Here is a 17,503-nt window from a genome sequence, read left to right on the forward strand (position 1 = left end):
CGGGACGGATGTCTTATAGGGTGCCATCTCGCCCGGTAAAAGGGCTGATTCCGCGTCAATCAGCACCTTTCCGCCTTAATGATAGGGACTTTAGAAGGCAACATGCTCTCATATCAACATATTTACCATGCTGGAAATCTGGCTGATGTGCAAAAGCACGCTTTGTTGGCATGGGTGCTGGAATATTTGACCCAAAAAGACAAGCCATTGACCTATCTCGAAACACATTCAGGTCGTGGTTTGTATCACTTGGACGCGGATGAAGCAGTGCGAACAGGCGAGGCTTTGGCCGGGATAAAGCGGGTGCAGCGCGAAGGTTGGTTCGCAGCGGATCATCCGCTGTCTCGTGCGCTGACGCAGGTTCAGGCGACACACGGACGGCACGCCTATGCGGGTTCACCCCTGATTGCGGGTAATTTGCTTCGCGATCAGGACAGCATGCATTTGGCCGAACTGCATCCACAAGAATTCGGCGCCTTGTCGCTGGCCGTGTCGCGGTTCGGAGCAAAAACCTACAAGCAGGACGGATATGAGTTGGCGCATTCGCTGCTGCCGCCAACGCCGCGGCGAGGGGTTCTGTTGATTGATCCGAGCTACGAGGTGAAGTCAGAGTATGACCGGCTGCCGGGTTTTATCTCTAAAGTGCATCGGAAATGGAACGTAGGCGTTATTGCCTTGTGGTATCCAATACTTGCGGACGGGCGGCACAAGTCGATGGTCGCGGCGCTGCTAGGGCAAGACTTACCAAAGGTCGAGTGTCACGAAGTCCGATTTCCCGCCGCGCGCGAAGGGCATCGCATGATCGGATCAGGGATGTTCGTTGTAAATGCGCCATTCGGAATTGCGGATGAGATGCGCCGTTTGGATGCGTTGTTTGCCAAGCTCTGAAGATGCCTGAATACACTTGATCAGGGCATTTGCGTCTACGCGGTACACGCCTTGGGTGTTTTTACAAAATCTGTTTTGGAAATGGGGTGTTCGGTCCTAGACTTTGGTCAGGGAGGTGCGCGATGGATCGCCGACTAGCCACGGTTCTGGCCGCTGACATGGTGGGCTATAGTCGCCTGATGGAAGCTGATGAGCAAGGCACGCTTGCCCGCCTGCGCACACACCGGATTGAGTTGATCGACCCGGCCATCGACAAGAACCGCGGAAAGATCATCAAGACGACGGGCGACGGAATGCTAGTTGAATTTCCCAGTGCCAGCGACGCCGTAACCTGTGCTGTCGAAGTGCAGAACCGGATGCTGCGTCGCAATGCGGATGTCTCGAAGGACCAGCGTATTCACTTTCGTATCGGCATAAATCTGGATGAGATCATTTTCGAGGATGGGGATATTTTTGGTAGCGGCGTCAATATTGCCGCCCGGCTTGAGCAATCTGCAAATGCCGGTGAGGTTCTGATCTCGGGCGCGGTGCATGAACAAGTCTCGGACCGATTGGAGTTGCAATATGATGATCTAGGCGATCTGACACTTAAGAACCTGTCTCAACCTGTTCATGCCTATCGGGTCGCTTTGGATGGCACGGTTGCAGACGATGCGCCAGCAGGTGATGGCGATACCAAAGTGGTCAAACCCTCTATCGCGGTTTTGCCCTTCGCAAACATGAGTGGAGATACCGAACAGGAGTTTTTTGCCGACGGTCTTACCGAAGATTTGCTGACCGAGTTGAGCCGCCGGCATGAGCTGTTCGTGATCTCGCGCAATTCCAGTTTTGTCTACAAGGGACAGGCTGTGAATGTACGCGAAGTGGGTGCTAAGCTGGGTGCGCAATACATCGTCGAAGGTAGTGTCCGAAAGGCTGGCAACAGGGTACGTGTCACCGTTCAGCTGATTGATAGTTACAGTGATGGCCATGTCTGGGCTGAGAAGTATGATCGGGACCTGGATGACATTTTCACAATACAGGACGAGGTTATCTCGGCCGTGGTTGCCACACTTCCCGGTCGTATCGAAGCCTCGCAGCAAGAGGGGCTGACGCGCAAGAAACCTTCCAGTTTTGCAGCCTATGAATGCGTTTTGGCCGCGAAAGTCCTGCACCACCGCAGCACGCGCGAGGACAATGCCGAGGCGACAAAGTTGATCGATCGCGCTATTGAACTGGATCCGGATTACGCGCACGCCCATGCCTGGAGCGGTTGTATCCGCGGTCAGGCCTGGGGATACGGTTGGTGCGATGATCGTGAAGCCATGCTGGGCGAGTGTGAAAAGGCGATCCTCAAGGCCGCTTCTCTGGATGATAACGACGCGGATGTTCATCGTTTGATGGCTGCGGTAGAGATTTTGCGAAACAACCTTGGCCGGGCGCGGTATCATCAGGAACGCGCGCTGTCGCTGAACCCGAATTACGATCTGGTTGTGGTTCAGATGGGCGAATTGCTGACATGGTCGGGTCGTGCCGATGAAGGTGCCGAGTGGATACAAAAGGCGATGCGTCTGAACCCTCACCACCCTGCACGGTTTTGGAGCCATCTTGGAAAGGCGCGGTTCGGTGCTAAGAAGTATGATCAGGCATTAGAGGATTTCGCCCGGTTGCCTGCCCTCGACTCGCTTCAGAACGCATATGTCGCTGCCTGCCATGCGTGGCTGGGAAACCAGGTCGAAGCGCGAGCGTACGTTGACGCAATTTACGAGGCCCAGCCAGAGTTCAAGATCGCTGATATTGAAGGCATGCTGCACTACGCCAGCGATGAAGATTTTCGGCATTTTGTGGATGGGATGCAAAAGGCCGGGTTGTCCTGACCTTTGCGACGAAAAAGCGGCCCGCAAAGACGGGCCGCCGTTCGGTCAGGTCAAATCTTTGTAGCTGATCTCGCGCGCATCAGCGCCCGGACCCGCTTTTTCACGTCTTACAATCAGGCGGTTCAGCGCGTGGATGTAAGCTTTGGCCGAGGCGACGACGGTATCGGTGTTCGCCGACTGACCGGTGGCGATCATGCCGTCCTCTTCCAACCGAACAGACACCGTGGCTTGGGCATCGGTTCCTTCGGTCACTGCGTGGACCTGATAGAGTTGTAGATGCGCTTTGTTGGGATAGATAGCACGGATTGCCTTGAAAGTCGCGTCCACTGGACCGTCGCCATGTTCGGTGGCGATGATATCCTTGCCGTCCATCTCAAGTTCGACCGTAGCCTCGGCTTGGCCGCCTGTGCCGCAGGTCACCTTCATCGACACGAGCTGCAAATAGTCGTCGTGCTGATCCATGGTCATCAAGGCAATGAGGTCGTCGTCAAAAACCTCTTTCTTGCGGTCGGCCAGATCCTTGAACCGAACAAAGATGTCCTTGAGCTGGTTGTCGCCCAAATCAAAGCCCAAGGTCTCGAGCTTGTCGCGCAGGGCCGCGCGGCCCGAGTGTTTGCCCAACGGCAAAGACGTGCCGGACAAGCCGATATCCTCGGGGCGCATGATCTCAAAGTTTTCGCGGTTCTTCAGCATCCCGTCCTGGTGGATGCCGCTTTCATGCGCAAAGGCGTTTTTGCCGACGATAGCTTTGTTGAATTGCACATTGAACCCGGACACCGTCGCCACGCGACGCGAGATATGCATAATCTTCGTGGTGTCGATACCTGTGTGCCACGGCATGATGTCATTGCGCGTGCGCAGGGCCATCACGACCTCTTCCAACGCGGTGTTGCCGGCGCGTTCGCCGAGACCATTGATGGTACACTCGATCTGTCGCGCTCCGCCCGCCACAGCGGCCAGCGAGTTCGCCGTCGCCATGCCGAGATCGTTGTGACAATGGGTGGCGAAAACGACCTCATCTGCACCCGGTACGGTCTCGATCAGGCGTTTGATCAGGTCGGCGCTTTCTACCGGAGCGGTATAACCCACCGTGTCGGGGATGTTGATCGTGGTCGCGCCCGCTTTGATCGCAATCTCGATCACGCGGCACAGGTAATCCCACTCGGTCCGGGTGGCATCCATCGGCGACCACTGCACGTTGTCGCACAGATTGCGTGCATGGCTGACCGTTTCGTGGATCTTCTCGGCCATCTCGTCCTGGGTCAGGTTCGGAATGGCGCGATGCAGCGGAGAGGTGCCGATGAAGGTGTGAATACGGTTTTGCCGTGCGTGTTTCACCGCCTCCCAGCAGCGGTCAATGTCTGCGAAATTGGCGCGGGCCAGACCGCAGATACGGCTGTTTTTCGAGCGCTCGGCAATCTCGCTGACAGCTTTGAAATCACCCTCGGAGGCGATGGGGAAACCGGCCTCGATGATGTCGACGCCCATTTCGTCCAGCAGCTCGGCAATTTCGAGCTTTTCGTTATGGGTCATGGTTGCGCCGGGGCTTTGTTCGCCGTCGCGCAAGGTGGTGTCAAAGATCAAGACGCGGTCTTGGTCGGTCACGTTGGTCATGGGAATCTCTTTCTTCTTCTGTCCTAAAGCCTATGGCGCGCGGGCGTCCTCCTCTGAGCGGGCGCGCCGGGTGGCACGCTCAGAGGCGGATTAGGATCAGTAGGCCACGCAGCGACGCACCGCAAAGGGCGGTGTCGGCAACAAGGATATCTGCGCGGTTGATCATGGGTTCGAGGTTATACAGACAGCGCTGCGAATGAAAAGACGGAATTTGCAGCTTGTTACCGGTCGTGTTTGTTTTTCGGGAAATATTGATTGGTGAGGGCAGGCTGCTAGGTGAAGAGGCATGCAAACGGCACTTATCATCGGCGCGTCCGGAGGGATCGGTTCAGCCCTTCACGCGCGGCTACTTGGGCACTCTGTTTCAGTTACGACCCTGTCGCGCTCTGCGGACGGGTTCGATTTGATGGATCCGGACAAATCCAACGCGATTCTCGGCACGCTAACTGGCCCTTATGACATGATCTTCGTCGCGTCCGGCGCGCTTGAGATCGAGGGGGCCGCGCCGGAAAAGTCGATAAAGGCAGTGTCTGCGCAGGCCATGATGGATCAGTTCGCGTTGAACGCCGTAGGCCCCGCTTTGGTGCTGGGGCACGCAGCCAGACTGATGCCCCGTGACAGGCGCTGCTTGATTGCCGTGCTTTCGGCCCGCGTAGGGTCAATCGGCGACAACCGGTTGGGTGGATGGGTCAGTTACCGCGCGGCCAAGGCCGCCGTGAACCAGATTGTGCATACAACCGCGATCGAATTGGCGCGGACGCATAAACAAAGTGTGTGCGTGGCATTGCATCCTGGCACGGTTCAAACCGCGTTCACCGAGAAATACGTAGGTCGTCATCCGGCAGTTAAACCGGACAAGGCGGCTCAGAACCTGCTGGCTGTGGCGCAATCACTGACTCATGCTGATACCGGCGGCTTTTTCGATTGGGCGGGTCAGACCGTTCCGTGGTAGCCTGAGCTACCCGTCCGAGGGTGTCTCGGTCGGTTGGGACGCGGGCGGGGTTTCCTCTGGCGTTGTCGTCTCAGCCTCGCCGCTGTTGGGCAAGACGTCGTTTTCCCAGGTGCCAGTCTCGACCTCTCCATTGGCATAACGCATGGTGCCGTCACCGTGGCGTTTATTGTCGCGGAAATTGCCCTCGTAGACGTCGCCGGTGGCATAGGTCGCGATACCGCTACCGCTGATTTTTCCGTCAACCCACCCACCGGTATATGTGAAATTGCGTGCCGTAGTGACGGTGCCTTGACCGTGCCGCTTGCCGTTCAGGAATTCGCCTTCGTAGACCGTGCCATCCGGAAAGCTGGCTTTGCCAGTGCCTTGGCGGTTTCCGTCAATCCATTCGCCCTCGTATACATAGCCATTGGCCAATTTCAGAACACCTGAGCCATGGCTCAGGCCGTTCCTGAACTGGCCCGAATAGACCACGCCGTTGGGGTAGGTGACGGTTCCGCGGCCTTCGTAGATGCCAGCGATCCAGTCACCGTCGTAGACAGTGCCATCCGGGTAAGTGTGTACGCCTTTGCCGTGAGGCAGGTCGACGCTGAAATCCCCCACATAGACCGAGCCGTCAGGATAGGTCATCTCGCCGAACCCGTCGATCTGGCCTCCGGACCATTCGCCGTTATATTCAAACCCGTCTGCGCCAACAAAGCGGCCCTTGCCTTCTCGACGGTCATCGACATACGCGCCTTCGTATGTCGTGCCGTTCACATAGGTCGCCTTGCCGGTGCCCTGACGGCGCCCGTCCACCATGTCGCCTTCGTAGACGTCTCCGTTCGCCAGAACCTGCCGGCCCTTTCCGGTCATCCGACCTTCAAGCCACGCACCGCTATAGGTCATGCCGTCGGGAACGGTCAGAGTGCCTTCTCCATGGCGCTGCCCATTCAGGACGTCGCCTTCATAAACGTTACCGTTTGCCCAGGTGATTTTGGCCTTGCCCTGCTTGACGCCTTCGACCCAATCACCGTCATAGGTGTAGCCGTTCGGATTGGTCAGAGTGCCTTTGCCGTGACGCTTGGCATCTTTGAACCCACCTTCGTACCGTTGACCGTTCGCATAAGTCGCAATGCCGGTGCCGTTGATCGTGCCGTTAGCCCAGTCGCCCTCATAGCTGCCACCGTCAGTATAGATGATCTTGCCACGCCCCTCGGGCTGACCCTTTGCAAACATACCTTGGTAGATCGACCCATTCGCGTATCGGGCAATGCCGCTGCCTTGAATTTCACCCTCGGACCACTGGCCAGTGTATTCGAACCCATCCGGTAGGCGATACGTGCCGGTTCCGTGGCGCAGGCCGTTCAGAAACGTACCTTCGTAGACGCCGCCGACCTCGTCATCGGCCGTGATCACTTGTCCTTCCTGCGCGCTAACGGTTCCGGCCATCAAGGCCAGGGCCGTTACAGCAATTGAGGTGCGGAATGCATTCATGATCGTTCCAACCTGCCCGGTTATCATCCTTTTGCGCAAAACTAAGATACCGCAGGGGGCAGGGCAACGGCTTTTGCCGCATTTGCCTTTCACTCGCGCTGCGATCTGCTAAATGGCATAAGACTGACGAGGGCAAGAGGGCAGCATGGCCGACCGTTTCCGCATCACTCTGGCGCAACTCAACCCGACTGTGGGGGATATCGAAGGCAATGCGGCGCAGGCGCTTGACGCATGGGAACAAGCACGCACCGCAGGGGCCGACATGGTGGCGTTGCCGGAAATGTTCATAACCGGGTACAATACGCAGGACCTGGTCATGAAGCCTGCTTTCCATCGCACGGCCATGGCCGCTGTCGAGGCTTTGGCCGCGAAATGTGCAGATGGGCCTGCTCTGGCGATCGGCGGGCCTTGGGTGGAAGATGGCCACCTATACAACGCTTACCTGATTCTGAAGGGCGGCAAGGTCAGTAGCAAGGTGTTGAAACATCATCTTCCCAATGAAACCGTTTTCGACGAAGTGCGCCTTTATGATTCAGGCCCTTTGGGCGGGCCTTACTCAGTTGGCAATACGCGCATCGGCAGCCCGATCTGCGAGGACAGTTGGCATCCGGATGTGGCCGAGACGCTGGAGGAGACCGGGGCCGAGTTCCTGCTGATCCCGAATGGTTCGCCCTATTTTCGCGACAAATACGATATCCGCCTGAATCATATGGTTGCACGTGTGATCGAGACCGGGTTGCCCCTGATCTATCTGAATATGGTCGGTGGACAGGACGATCAGGTATTTGACGGCGCGACCTTTGGCCTGAACCCGGGCGGAGAGCTTGCTTTCCGAATGCCCGTTTTTGACGCGGCTCTGGCTCATGTTGATCTGGAGCGTGGGGACGACGGGTGGCGTATCGTTCCGGCAGATATCGTGCCGCAGCCCGATGCATGGGAGCAGGACTACCGCGCCATGGTCCAGTCTCTGCGTGATTACATGGGTAAAACGGGGTTCAAAAAATGTGTCCTTGGACTGTCCGGAGGGGTGGATTCGGCGCTCGTTGCCGCGATTGCCGTGGATGCGATTGGGGCCGAGAACGTGCGCTGTGTCATGCTGCCGTCGGAATATACCAGCCAGGCTTCGCTGGACGACGCCGAGGCCGTCGCCAAGGCGCTGGGCGCGCATTACGACTATGTTCCGATTTCGGATAGCCGGGCGGCCGTTACTGAGACTCTGTCCCAGCTCTTTGCCGGGCTGGACGAGGATCTGACCGAGGAAAACATTCAATCCCGTCTGCGTGGGCTGCTGCTGATGGCGATCTCGAACAAGTTCGGCGAGATGTTGCTGACCACCGGTAATAAATCCGAGGTCGCCGTGGGCTATGCCACGATCTATGGCGATATGAATGGCGGCTATAACCCGATCAAAGATCTGTACAAGACACGGGTTTTCGAAACATGCCGTTGGCGGAATGCCAATCATCGCGACTGGATGAAGGGCCCCGATGGCGAAGTTATTCGGCCGTCGGTCATCGACAAACCCCCCAGCGCCGAACTGCGCGCGGATCAGAAAGACAGTGACAGCTTGCCGGATTATCCGGTGTTGGACGCACTTTTGGATATTCTGGTCGACCAGGACGGGTCGATCGCTGATTGCGTTGCTGCTGGTTTTGACGAAGCGGATGCCCGCAGGGTCGAGCATCTAATCTATATCTCAGAGTACAAGCGGTTTCAGTCTGCGCCCGGAACACGTCTGACAAATCGTGCCTTCTGGCTGGATCGCCGCTATCCGATAGCGAACCGGTGGCGCGACCGCTCCTGAGATAGATTGTCGGCAATCCCGATCCAATTTCCCTAACTGTGATAAAGTGTTTCCACTCAATCCCCTTTGAGCGGGGTGACAGCCTTTATTTAGCAGTTTTCCTTGTCTACAGGCCGCTTTTTCGACACATTTTAGCTGTATTGTCGCCCAATGTCGGGCGGGTGTGACGCAATTGGGTTGAAGAACCCGGACGATTGACCCGATCAGGTCAGTTTGCGCGTCGCCTCAGATGTCTGTGTTAACGATTTGGTATCGCCATGCGTGAGGAATACGATAAACCGCTGCATTCTCCGTTACCGTGGAAGTCCATGGAATCGGAAGGTCAGGTTCTGGATGAAACCAAACTGGACCTGGCGATTGCCGACCTGATGAACCAAGAGCATTCGGTCAAGTCGGAACCAGAGCCAACACCGCCAACGATTCCGGTATCCGAGGACAAGCCGCACGAAGCCGCACCTGACACTGTCATCGGGTTTTCTGCCTCGCTACGGCAAAAATGGGCTGAACTGGTCGGGGCGGCCTGAGCGCTTGCGGTTTTTGGAAACTGTGCGCGATAGACACAGATCACGAAAATAGTGACAACCACGACTTCGGTCGTATTGCCACTGGTTGTGCCACGGGCATTCATTGCGGTCCGAGCAATGATAAAAGAGCGGTAGATGCCCGGCCCGAAACCCACCCACGTGGAACCAGATTTGAACCTTCCGAAATCCGTGGATGTCGTGGTGATCGGAGGAGGTATTATTGGTGCCGTAACCGCCTTGGAGCTGTCCGAGCGGGGCGCACGGGTTCTACTTTGCGAAAAAGGCCACATAGCTGGTGAGCAGAGCTCGCGCAATTGGGGTTGGGTGCGATTGGGTTTGCGGGATCCTCGCGAAATTCCTTTGATGCTGGAGGCCCAGAAACTCTGGGATGGGCTTGATGACCGTGTCGGGCGCAAAACCGGATTTACCCGGTCAGGAATTCTGTTTGGTGCTTCGGGTCGCCGCGGGGCCCAAAACCTCGAACGGTGGGCGCAGCATGTTGAGGGATTGCAGACAGGCGCAGAATTGCTGTCTGGCGCTGAACTGGACGCTGTGTTGCCGGACCACGAAACTGGATTGAACTACGCGCTTTACATGCCTCGCGACGGGCGGGCCGAGCCGCAGTGGGCAGCCCCTGCGATCGCCGAGGCAGCCCGCGACAGGGGTGCTGTGCTCATGACCAACTGTGCAGTGCGCAGCGTGGATGTGCAGGATGGGCGCATTGCCGGGGTTTTCACTGAACGCGGCCGTGTCACCTGTGATTTCGCGGTATTGGCAGGTGGTGCCTGGTCCCGCCTTTTCGCAGGCAACGCGGGTATAGATTTGCCACAGCTCAAAGTGCTGAACACGGTGTTACGGGCTTCTCCGGTCGCAGGTCCCGAGACAGCTTTGTGGTCGGACGACTTCGCAATTCGTAAACGTGCGGACGGAGGGTACACAATAGCATCTGGCCATGAGAATACGGTTGATATCGTCCCTGACAGCTTTCGATTGGCCCGGCGTTTTCTGCCCGCATTTAAGCAGGAATGGCGATCACTGCGGTTCCGATGGTCCAAACGTTGGGCGGTCGAAGCACAAGAGGACAGATCGTGGCTGCCTACCGATGTCACGCCGTTCGAGCATACCCGCGTTCTGGACCCCGATCCTTCGGGCAAGGTTCTCCGCCGCGCTTGGGCGAGTGCGCAGAAAGCAATTACGGCCTTACAGGCAAGTGAACTGGTTCAGAGTTGGGCGGGGATGATCGACGTTACACCCGATGCCATACCTGTCATTTCGGGTGTGGATACGATGCCGGGTATGTTCATCGCCACGGGCTTCTCCGGCCACGGCTTTGGCATAGCGCCCGGCGCGGGCCGCCTTATGGCTGATTTGGTCGCGGACACAACACCATGTGTTGATCCGGCCGCGTTTCGTCTGTCACGTTTTACCGATGGCTCACGCGTGCGGCCGGACCCAGGATATTAAGGGTTAACCCATCATCTGATAGCTGACGGGGACAAAGCGGAAGCCATCCCCGCGTGTTTCAACAAAACCTGCTGCAGGGAACGGCATATGGAATCCGATCATCGGGACTTTGTCTGCGGCCAGCATACCCAAAACCTTACGGCGTGATGCTGTGGCTGCAGCCTTGTCCATGTCAAAGCGAACCTCCCATTCGGGATGCGCGAAAGACCAGACGTAATGGTTTGCGAGGTCAGCAGTCAGAACCAGACGCTGCCCGTTGCTTTCAAGGTGATAGACAGTGTGTCCCGGTGTATGGCCATACGCCGCGACGGCTGTGATGCCTGATGCGACTTCTCCGCCATCGCCAAGGAATGTCATCTTTTCAGCTTGCGGAGTGACCTTGGCGGCAACCAGATCGCCGACGCGGTTCCCTGCATCCTGAGCTGCCCAGAAATCATATTCGGGCGAAGCGGTCACAAAACGCGCGTTGGTAAAAGTAGGGGCATCATTGGTTGTCATGCCGCCGATGTGGTCGGGATGCATATGGGTAAGCACGACGACGTCGATCTGATCAGCGGTAACCCCCGCATCTGCAAGAGCGGCCTGAATACCCCCCTGACCCAAGCCGGTGTCGAACAGAACCAGCTCGGATCCGGTGTTGACCAGCGTCGGGGTAAAGAAGAATTGTGCTTGGTCGGCAGGGATGAAGTTGTCGGCCGAGACCTTGGCAAATTCCTCGTCCGAGGCACCGCCGCCGAAAATCTCTTTGGCGCCGTCACGCGGCAAACTGCCATCCAAAAGCGAGGTGACCGTGAAATCGCCCAGTTGAAACGATTTGGCGATTGTCGAGTTCGCTTTGGTTTCGTTTGTTGCTGCCAGAACCGGCGTTGCAGCGGCGGCAAAAGGCAATGCTGCGGCTGATCCGAGCGCTGCGCGGCGTGTCAGTTTGATGGTCATGTCTCATTCTCCCTGTCAGAGCACCAGTTTTAATCCTAGATCGGTGAAGGCCACTTGCCAGTTCACACATCAGTGAAATGGGCTGCGTGAGCGAACATAGCATGTTAATTTTTGCTCATGTTGCGATCCGCGCCGGATCTGAAGGCAGATTTGTTTCTTGCCGCCCCGTTTTCCTGCATGTGCTGGACAAAATGCCCATCCTGTGACAAGAGCCGCGCCAACAGGAGACACCTATGACAACCACCCGTTTCGCCCCGTCGCCCACCGGTTACATCCATGTGGGCAACCTGCGCACCGCGCTGATGAACTATCTGATCGCTCGCAAGGCAGGCGGTACGTTCATCCTGCGCATCGACGACACCGATCCCGAGCGGTCGAAGGAAGAATATGTCGACGCGATCAAGCAGGATCTGGAGTGGTTGGGCCTGCATTGGGACCGGGTCGAGCGTCAGTCCGAGCGTCTGGACCGCTATGCCGAGGCCGCCGACAAGCTGCGCGAGATGGGTCGTTTCTATGAGGCGTTCGAGACACCGACCGAGCTGGACCTGAAACGCAAGAAGCAGCTGAACATGGGCAAGCCGCCGGTCTACGACCGCGCCGCGTTAAACCTGTCTGACGCCGAGAAAGAGGCCCTGCGCGCCGAACGTGGCAATGGTGTGTGGCGTTTCAAGCTGGATCACGAGCGGATCGAGTGGAATGATGGCATTCTGGGCGACATCTCGATTGATGCGGCGTCAGTGTCTGATCCGGTGCTGATCCGGGGGGATGGTCAGGTTCTGTATACCATCGCGTCGGTGGTCGACGATACCGAGATGGGCGTGACCGATGTGGTGCGCGGATCAGATCATGTGACCAATACCGCGACGCAGATTCAGATTATTCAGGCGCTGGGCGGAGACTGCCCGCGCTTTGCGCACCACTCGCTGCTGACTGGCCCGCAGGGTGAGGCGCTGTCGAAACGTCTGGGTACGCTGGCCTTGCGCGATCTGCGCGAACAGGGCGTGCAGCCGATGGCTCTGCTGAGCTTGATGGCGCGTCTGGGGTCCTCTGATCCGGTCGAATTGCGTTCGGACATGGCCGAGCTGATTGACGGGTTTGACATTGGCCGTTTTGGCGCGGCGCCGACCAAATTCGACGTGCAGGACCTGTTTCCGCTGACCGCAAAACACCTGCAATCGTTGCCACTGGCCGATGTGGCCGATGCGGTCGCCGATGCGGGTGTCCCCGCTGATCTGGCCGAGTCTTTCTGGGCCATGGCGCGCGAGAACATCACGACTCTGGCGGATCTGAAGGGCTGGTGGGACTTGTGCCGCGACGGTGCCGAACCTTTGATCGCTGACGAGGATCAGGCATTCATCGCCGAAGCCGTTGCGCTGTTGCCAGAAGGACCGTTTGACGGTGAGACTTGGGGTGCCTGGACCAAGGCCGTCAAAGAGGCCACGGGCCGCAAAGGTAAGGGGCTTTTCATGCCATTGCGCAAAGCGCTGACAGGGATGGAGCGCGGACCGGAAATGGCGACTTTGCTGCCCTTGCTGCAAGTGATCCGCGCGCGCGGGTGATAAACGCGCTCTGCGGCGCACGTATCTTCTACCAAAGAATGGCCGGGCAAGCATTCCCGGCCTTTTTTACAAAGAGTGGACCAGCTTTGCAGAAAGATGCTGCAGGCGGGTATCCACAAATTCGGTCTCGTTCGGTTTCAACTGCTGGTGGCGCGGATAGCGAGGTTCGGCGCGGTCGTTCAGGATCGGAGCATCCCATCCATCAGTGGTGGCAAAAAAGCGGTCCGCCCCGGCTTCGCCAAAGGCCCGCAGATAGCCTTGTACAACCACGTCGATATAGCTGAGCAGCAAGGGATGGCGATTAGTCGGTTCGGCGTGGCGGCCATGAGGCACTGCATAGACGGCGATTTCCACATCGTGAGTCAGGGGATGTGTCACGGCTTGGGTTGCGGGTACTCGGTCATAGGCCCATTCGCGTTCATCCAGAGCGGCCCAATCGTTTCGAGGCACATGTGCGATCATACCTTCGATTTCGCTGTTCGGATCAGGGATGGCCGTTAGAAATGCCACCGGGCGAAGGTCCGTATGCCTCCAAGCGCGGCGCCAGCCCTTCAGGCGGGCAGGGCGGGCATCCGGAAAATCGTGGGTCGCAAGGTTGACCAGGCTGCCGTAGCCAAAGAAGTAAGGGTCTGCCATGTGCCACTGTGTCCTTTGCGCCGATTGATGTATGTCAAACCGCTTTTTTGCCGGACATGCAATAAGGTCGCATCTTGAAATTTGGGAGGCGACCATGCGCATTACCAAACGGACGAATATTGCAGTGCGCCTGCTGATGTATTGTGCCGCGCATCAGGACAGGCTTGTGACCAAATCCGAGATTGCCGAAGTGTGCAACATCTCGGAAAACCACTTGGCGCAGGTGATTAATCAACTTAGCCAGCTTGACTATCTCAGCACGCAAAGGGGTCGAAACGGGGGCATGACGCTTGCCAGACCTGCTGACCAGATTCGTATCGGGTCGGTCTTTCGCCATGTCGAAGGGAACCTGCCGCTGGCCGAGTGTTTTGCCGATGCAGACAATACGTGCCCATTGACCGATGCGTGTCGTTTGCGGTTGGCGCTGCAAGACGCTGCCGAAGTGTTTTATGTGTCGTTAGATGACATCACGCTGGACGCGCTGGTATGCGACAACGACCAACTGCTGCAGATACTGCAACCCGTGGCCTGCGTGCGATAGGATCAGTCACTGGCGCGCAGAATGCGTGCCGGTCTCACCGCGAGAGGGCGCAAAGCGAAGATCAGACCCGCGCCCAGCGTGACCAGAACTCCGGCCAGAACAATGCCAATGGCCGAGGGCCAGATGACCGCAAAACGGGTGTCAAAAATATAGGTGGCAACCGCCCATCCACCCAGAATACCCGTCAACAGTGCCACGCTTCCGGCAGCTGCCCCCAAGAGAGCTGCGCGCATGGTGAAACTGAGCAGGATGCGACGCCGGTCAGCGCCCAGCGTTTTCAGGATCGCGGCTTCATATCGTCGGGCCGGTTCGCCCGCCGCCGCGGCGCCGATCAGAACCAGAAAACCGGTCAACAGCGATACGCCTGCACCGTAAGACGTTGCAGCGGCCAGACCGGCCAGTAGGTTTGATACCCGGTCAATTGCGTCGCGCACCCGAATGGCAGTGATATTGGGAAACTGCCCGGCAAGGTCACGCAGTATCGGACCTTCGGCCTGTTCTTCGGCGTAGACTGTCGCGATGAAACTGTGCGGTGCTCCGGCCAAGGCGGACGGGTTTATCGACATGATGAATCCCATGCCAGCATTGGAAAAGTCGACTTCGCGCAGGGATGTCAGCTCTGCCGTTATGTCGCGCCCGAGGATGTTGACTGTCAGCATGTCGCCAAGGTTAAGCCCCATCTCTTCGGCTTCTTCTGCGGCGAAACTGACCTGAGGGGGGCCTGCATAGCCCTCGTCCCACCAGTCCCCTTTGTTGACACGTGCGTTGCTTGGTGGCGTTGCTGAATACGTAACGCCTCGGTCGCCGTCCAAAACCCAGTGATCACCCGCCACATCACGCGCAGGGCTGCCGTTGATCTGAGTGATGATGCCGCGCAGCATCGGAGCACTCTCGATGCGGTTGACCGCCGGGTCGGTTTCCAGACGTTCGAGAAAGCTGGGCATCTGGTCTTTTTGGATGTCTACGAAAAAATACGATGGTGCCACATCCGGCAGATTTCCCGAGATCGCATTGCGAAGTGTGCCGTCGATTTGGCCAACTGCCGCCAAAACAGACAACCCCAACCCAAGCGAAAGAACAACCGACGCTGCCCCTTCCCGTGGATCGGAAATGGCCGATAGCGCCCATCGTATTGCGGGTTTACCGCGTGCCCAGGGGGCGCTGACACGAGCGAGCTTGCGGATGGCAAATGCGGATAGGGCCAACAGAGCCAGCGCGCCGACCAATCCTCCGGCAGTCCAGAGCGTCAGGCGGGTTGATCCGCTGAACCAAGCTGCAGAGGCAACAAGCAATCCCAGCCCGATGACCGTCGCCACTAGGAATACAGGGCGCGGAAAAATGCGTGCCGATGAAAGGGCATCGCGGAAGAGTGTTGCCGCTCGGACGTGTTCAGTGCGGGCCAATGGCCAAAGTGTAAACAAAAACGCAGTTAGTACTCCATAAAGTGCCGCCTCGGCCAGCGGCTTGGGGTAGATAGAAAACACTGCGGGTACGGGCAGGCGCGCCTCGATCAATGGGGCAAGAAGCACGGGTGTCAGACCACCCAGCACAAGGCCCAGCAGGATGCCGATACCAGACAGGATCCCGATCTGGATCATATAGGTTTGGAAAATTGTCGCTCGATCCGCACCCAGTGTGCGCAGCGTCGCGATCGTTTCCGTTTTTTGCGACAAATAGGCCCGTACGGCGGCTGATACGCCGATGCCTCCGACCGCCAGTCCGGACAGGCCAACCAGTGCCAGAAACGCGCTGAGCCGATCTACGAACTCGGCGATGCCGGGTGCCCCGTTTCGGGCGTCGGTCCATCGCATTCCGGTGCTGTCGAACGTCTTTTCTGCGGTCGTGGCCAGCTGGGCAAGGTCAGTGTCGCGTGGCAAGTCCAACCGGTACTTGGTTGAAAACAGTGTTCCGGGTGCCAACAATCCCGAACTGCCCAAATCCTCGGTGCGAACCAGTGTGCGTGGGCCCAGCCCGAACCCGTCTGCCGCTCCGTCGGGTTCGTGGATAAGCGCAGCTGTCAGCACAAAGTCTTGCGAGCCAAGAGCAAAAGTTTGGCCCACCGAAAGGTTCAATCGGTCCATTAAAGACGGGTCCATGACCGCACCAGGCAAATCCTGATCGCCCTCAAGAGCCTGGGACAGAGTCATGGTGGGCTCTAATACAGTTTCGCCCACCAAAGGATAGGCATCGTCCACGGATTTTACTTGCGTCAGCGCGCGCTGCGCGGTCTCTGCCTGCCCGGTTACGGCCATCGACCGGAAATCGACGACTTCGGAGGTTGCCTCGGCCGCCTGTGCCATCCAGGCACGCTCATCGTCGGACGCGAAGCGATAGGTGAACTCTAACTGTGCGTCTCCGCCCAACAACGCGGCCCCTTCCTGTGACAGGCCGCTCTGAATTGCGTATCTGACCGAGCCGACAGCTGCGATGGCAGCCACCCCAAGCGCCAGACAGGCAAGGAAAACGCGGAAACCACGCAAGCCGCCGCGCAACTCGCGCCGCGCTAGGCGCCCTGCCAGCCGAAGGCTCATTCGGCGGCCTCTTGCCGTGTGTCTTCGGTAATCCTGCCATCACGCAAGCGGATCACACGGTCGCACCTACGGGCTAGGCTATGGCTGTGGGTTACAAGGACCAATGTCGCGCCGTGGCGGTCCCTCAGGTCAAACAGAAGATCGACGATTGCAGCCCCGTTGGTTTCATCAAGGTTTCCAGTTGGCTCATCCGCCAGCAATATTTTCGGTCGAGGAGCTGCCGCGCGCGCAAGTGCGACGCGCTGTTGTTCGCCACCCGACAGCTGTGCAGGGTAATGGTCGTGCCGGTGGGAAAGGCCGACCGCATCCAATTCCGCTTGCGCACGGGAGAATGCATCTTTCTGGCCGGCAAGTTCCAGTGGCGTTGCTACATTTTCCAATGCCGTCATGGTTGGGATCAGGTGAAAGTTCTGGAACACCACGCCCATCGTGTTACGACGGAACCGAGCCAAAGCATCTTCGTCCATACGGCTCAAATCCTGGCCGAGTGCGCTGATCTTGCCGCTGGTTGCCCGTTCCAACCCACCCATCAGCATCAGCAGCGAAGACTTGCCAGACCCTGACGGCCCAACCAGCCCCAGAGTTTCATTCTGTGCAACCGAAAGAGTGATGTCATGCAGGATATCCACCCGACCGGCATTGCCATCCAACGATAAAGCGGCATGTTCAAGGGACAGAACTGGTAGAGTCATAGGGCGATCCAAAGCGGGGGCGTTGATGATTGA

Annotated in this window: 14 protein-coding genes; 8 read left to right on the forward strand and 6 right to left on the reverse strand. The window is 57.9% G+C overall.

Annotated features, from left to right (window positions below; all coding sequences use genetic code 11):
• The first annotated feature begins 102 nt into the window (after nucleotides 1–102).
• Nucleotides 103–888 carry a 23S rRNA (adenine(2030)-N(6))-methyltransferase RlmJ gene (locus ACR3EG_RS04380; RefSeq protein WP_480483215.1) on the forward strand — a complete coding sequence of 262 codons (786 nt, stop codon included), beginning with the start codon at nucleotides 103–105 and terminating at the stop codon, nucleotides 886–888.
• Between the two features lie 122 nt (nucleotides 889–1,010).
• A complete protein-coding gene (locus ACR3EG_RS04385; RefSeq protein ID WP_480483217.1) occupies nucleotides 1,011–2,744 on the forward strand; it encodes an adenylate/guanylate cyclase domain-containing protein in 1,734 nt (577 codons plus the stop codon).
• A 45-nt stretch (nucleotides 2,745–2,789) separates the two neighbouring features.
• Here the strand turns inward: ACR3EG_RS04385 and ACR3EG_RS04390 are convergent, their stop codons facing one another.
• Nucleotides 2,790–4,358 (reverse strand): 2-isopropylmalate synthase, encoded by a 1,569-nt coding sequence (locus tag ACR3EG_RS04390; protein WP_480483219.1) that lies wholly within the window; start codon nucleotides 4,356–4,358, stop codon nucleotides 2,790–2,792.
• A gap of 286 nt (nucleotides 4,359–4,644) precedes the next feature.
• Here ACR3EG_RS04390 and ACR3EG_RS04395 point away from each other — a divergent pair, with 286 nt between their 5' ends.
• Nucleotides 4,645–5,310, forward strand: coding sequence for an SDR family NAD(P)-dependent oxidoreductase (locus tag ACR3EG_RS04395; protein ID WP_480483221.1), 666 nt, complete (start codon nucleotides 4,645–4,647; stop codon nucleotides 5,308–5,310).
• A 6-nt stretch (nucleotides 5,311–5,316) separates the two neighbouring features.
• On the opposite strand, the gene ACR3EG_RS04400 is transcribed toward ACR3EG_RS04395, so the two are convergent.
• Complete coding sequence (locus ACR3EG_RS04400) at nucleotides 5,317–6,783, reverse strand: MORN repeat-containing protein (RefSeq protein WP_480483223.1); 1,467 nt, start codon at nucleotides 6,781–6,783, stop codon at nucleotides 5,317–5,319.
• A 145-nt stretch (nucleotides 6,784–6,928) separates the two neighbouring features.
• Between ACR3EG_RS04400 and ACR3EG_RS04405 the strand changes: the two genes are divergently transcribed.
• The 3 genes from ACR3EG_RS04405 to ACR3EG_RS04415 all read left to right on the forward strand — a co-directional run bounded on the left by ACR3EG_RS04405 (nucleotide 6,929) and on the right by ACR3EG_RS04415 (nucleotide 10,575).
• The gene (locus ACR3EG_RS04405; protein ID WP_480483225.1) at nucleotides 6,929–8,587 is read left to right on the forward strand and encodes an NAD+ synthase; all 1,659 of its coding nucleotides are present in this window, start codon (nucleotides 6,929–6,931) and stop codon (nucleotides 8,585–8,587) included.
• Nucleotides 8,588–8,844: 257 nt separating this feature from the next.
• Nucleotides 8,845–9,111, forward strand: coding sequence for a hypothetical protein (locus ACR3EG_RS04410; RefSeq protein WP_480483227.1), 267 nt, complete (start codon nucleotides 8,845–8,847; stop codon nucleotides 9,109–9,111).
• Nucleotides 9,112–9,246: 135 nt separating this feature from the next.
• Nucleotides 9,247–10,575: an NAD(P)/FAD-dependent oxidoreductase gene (locus ACR3EG_RS04415; protein WP_480483229.1), complete on the forward strand. Its 1,329-nt coding sequence runs from the start codon at nucleotides 9,247–9,249 to the stop codon at nucleotides 10,573–10,575.
• A gap of 3 nt (nucleotides 10,576–10,578) precedes the next feature.
• Here ACR3EG_RS04415 and ACR3EG_RS04420 read toward each other — a convergent pair whose 3' ends face one another.
• The gene (locus tag ACR3EG_RS04420; RefSeq protein WP_170751699.1) at nucleotides 10,579–11,511 is read right to left on the reverse strand and encodes an MBL fold metallo-hydrolase; all 933 of its coding nucleotides are present in this window, start codon (nucleotides 11,509–11,511) and stop codon (nucleotides 10,579–10,581) included.
• Between the two features lie 233 nt (nucleotides 11,512–11,744).
• Here ACR3EG_RS04420 and gltX point away from each other — a divergent pair, with 233 nt between their 5' ends.
• Nucleotides 11,745–13,070 carry a glutamate--tRNA ligase gene (gltX, locus tag ACR3EG_RS04425; protein ID WP_480483231.1) on the forward strand — a complete coding sequence of 442 codons (1,326 nt, stop codon included), beginning with the start codon at nucleotides 11,745–11,747 and terminating at the stop codon, nucleotides 13,068–13,070.
• A gap of 66 nt (nucleotides 13,071–13,136) precedes the next feature.
• On the opposite strand, the gene ACR3EG_RS04430 is transcribed toward gltX, so the two are convergent.
• Entirely contained in the window at nucleotides 13,137–13,706 is a 570-nt protein-coding gene (locus ACR3EG_RS04430) for a gamma-glutamylcyclotransferase family protein (protein ID WP_170353455.1), read from the reverse strand.
• Nucleotides 13,707–13,800: 94 nt separating this feature from the next.
• On the opposite strand from ACR3EG_RS04430, the gene ACR3EG_RS04435 reads away from it, so the two are divergent.
• Complete coding sequence (locus tag ACR3EG_RS04435; RefSeq protein WP_480483234.1) at nucleotides 13,801–14,247, forward strand: RrF2 family transcriptional regulator; 447 nt, start codon at nucleotides 13,801–13,803, stop codon at nucleotides 14,245–14,247.
• Nucleotides 14,248–14,249: 2 nt separating this feature from the next.
• On the opposite strand, the gene ACR3EG_RS04440 is transcribed toward ACR3EG_RS04435, so the two are convergent.
• The gene (locus tag ACR3EG_RS04440) at nucleotides 14,250–16,778 is read right to left on the reverse strand and encodes an ABC transporter permease (protein ID WP_480483235.1); all 2,529 of its coding nucleotides are present in this window, start codon (nucleotides 16,776–16,778) and stop codon (nucleotides 14,250–14,252) included.
• Entirely contained in the window at nucleotides 16,775–17,470 is a 696-nt protein-coding gene (locus tag ACR3EG_RS04445) for an ABC transporter ATP-binding protein (protein WP_209195272.1), read from the reverse strand. The genes ACR3EG_RS04440 and ACR3EG_RS04445 overlap by 4 nt, the downstream gene beginning before the upstream one ends.
• Nucleotides 17,471–17,503 lie beyond the last annotated feature (33 nt).

The sequence above is a fragment of the Ruegeria sp. AM7 genome (genome assembly GCF_056535965.1).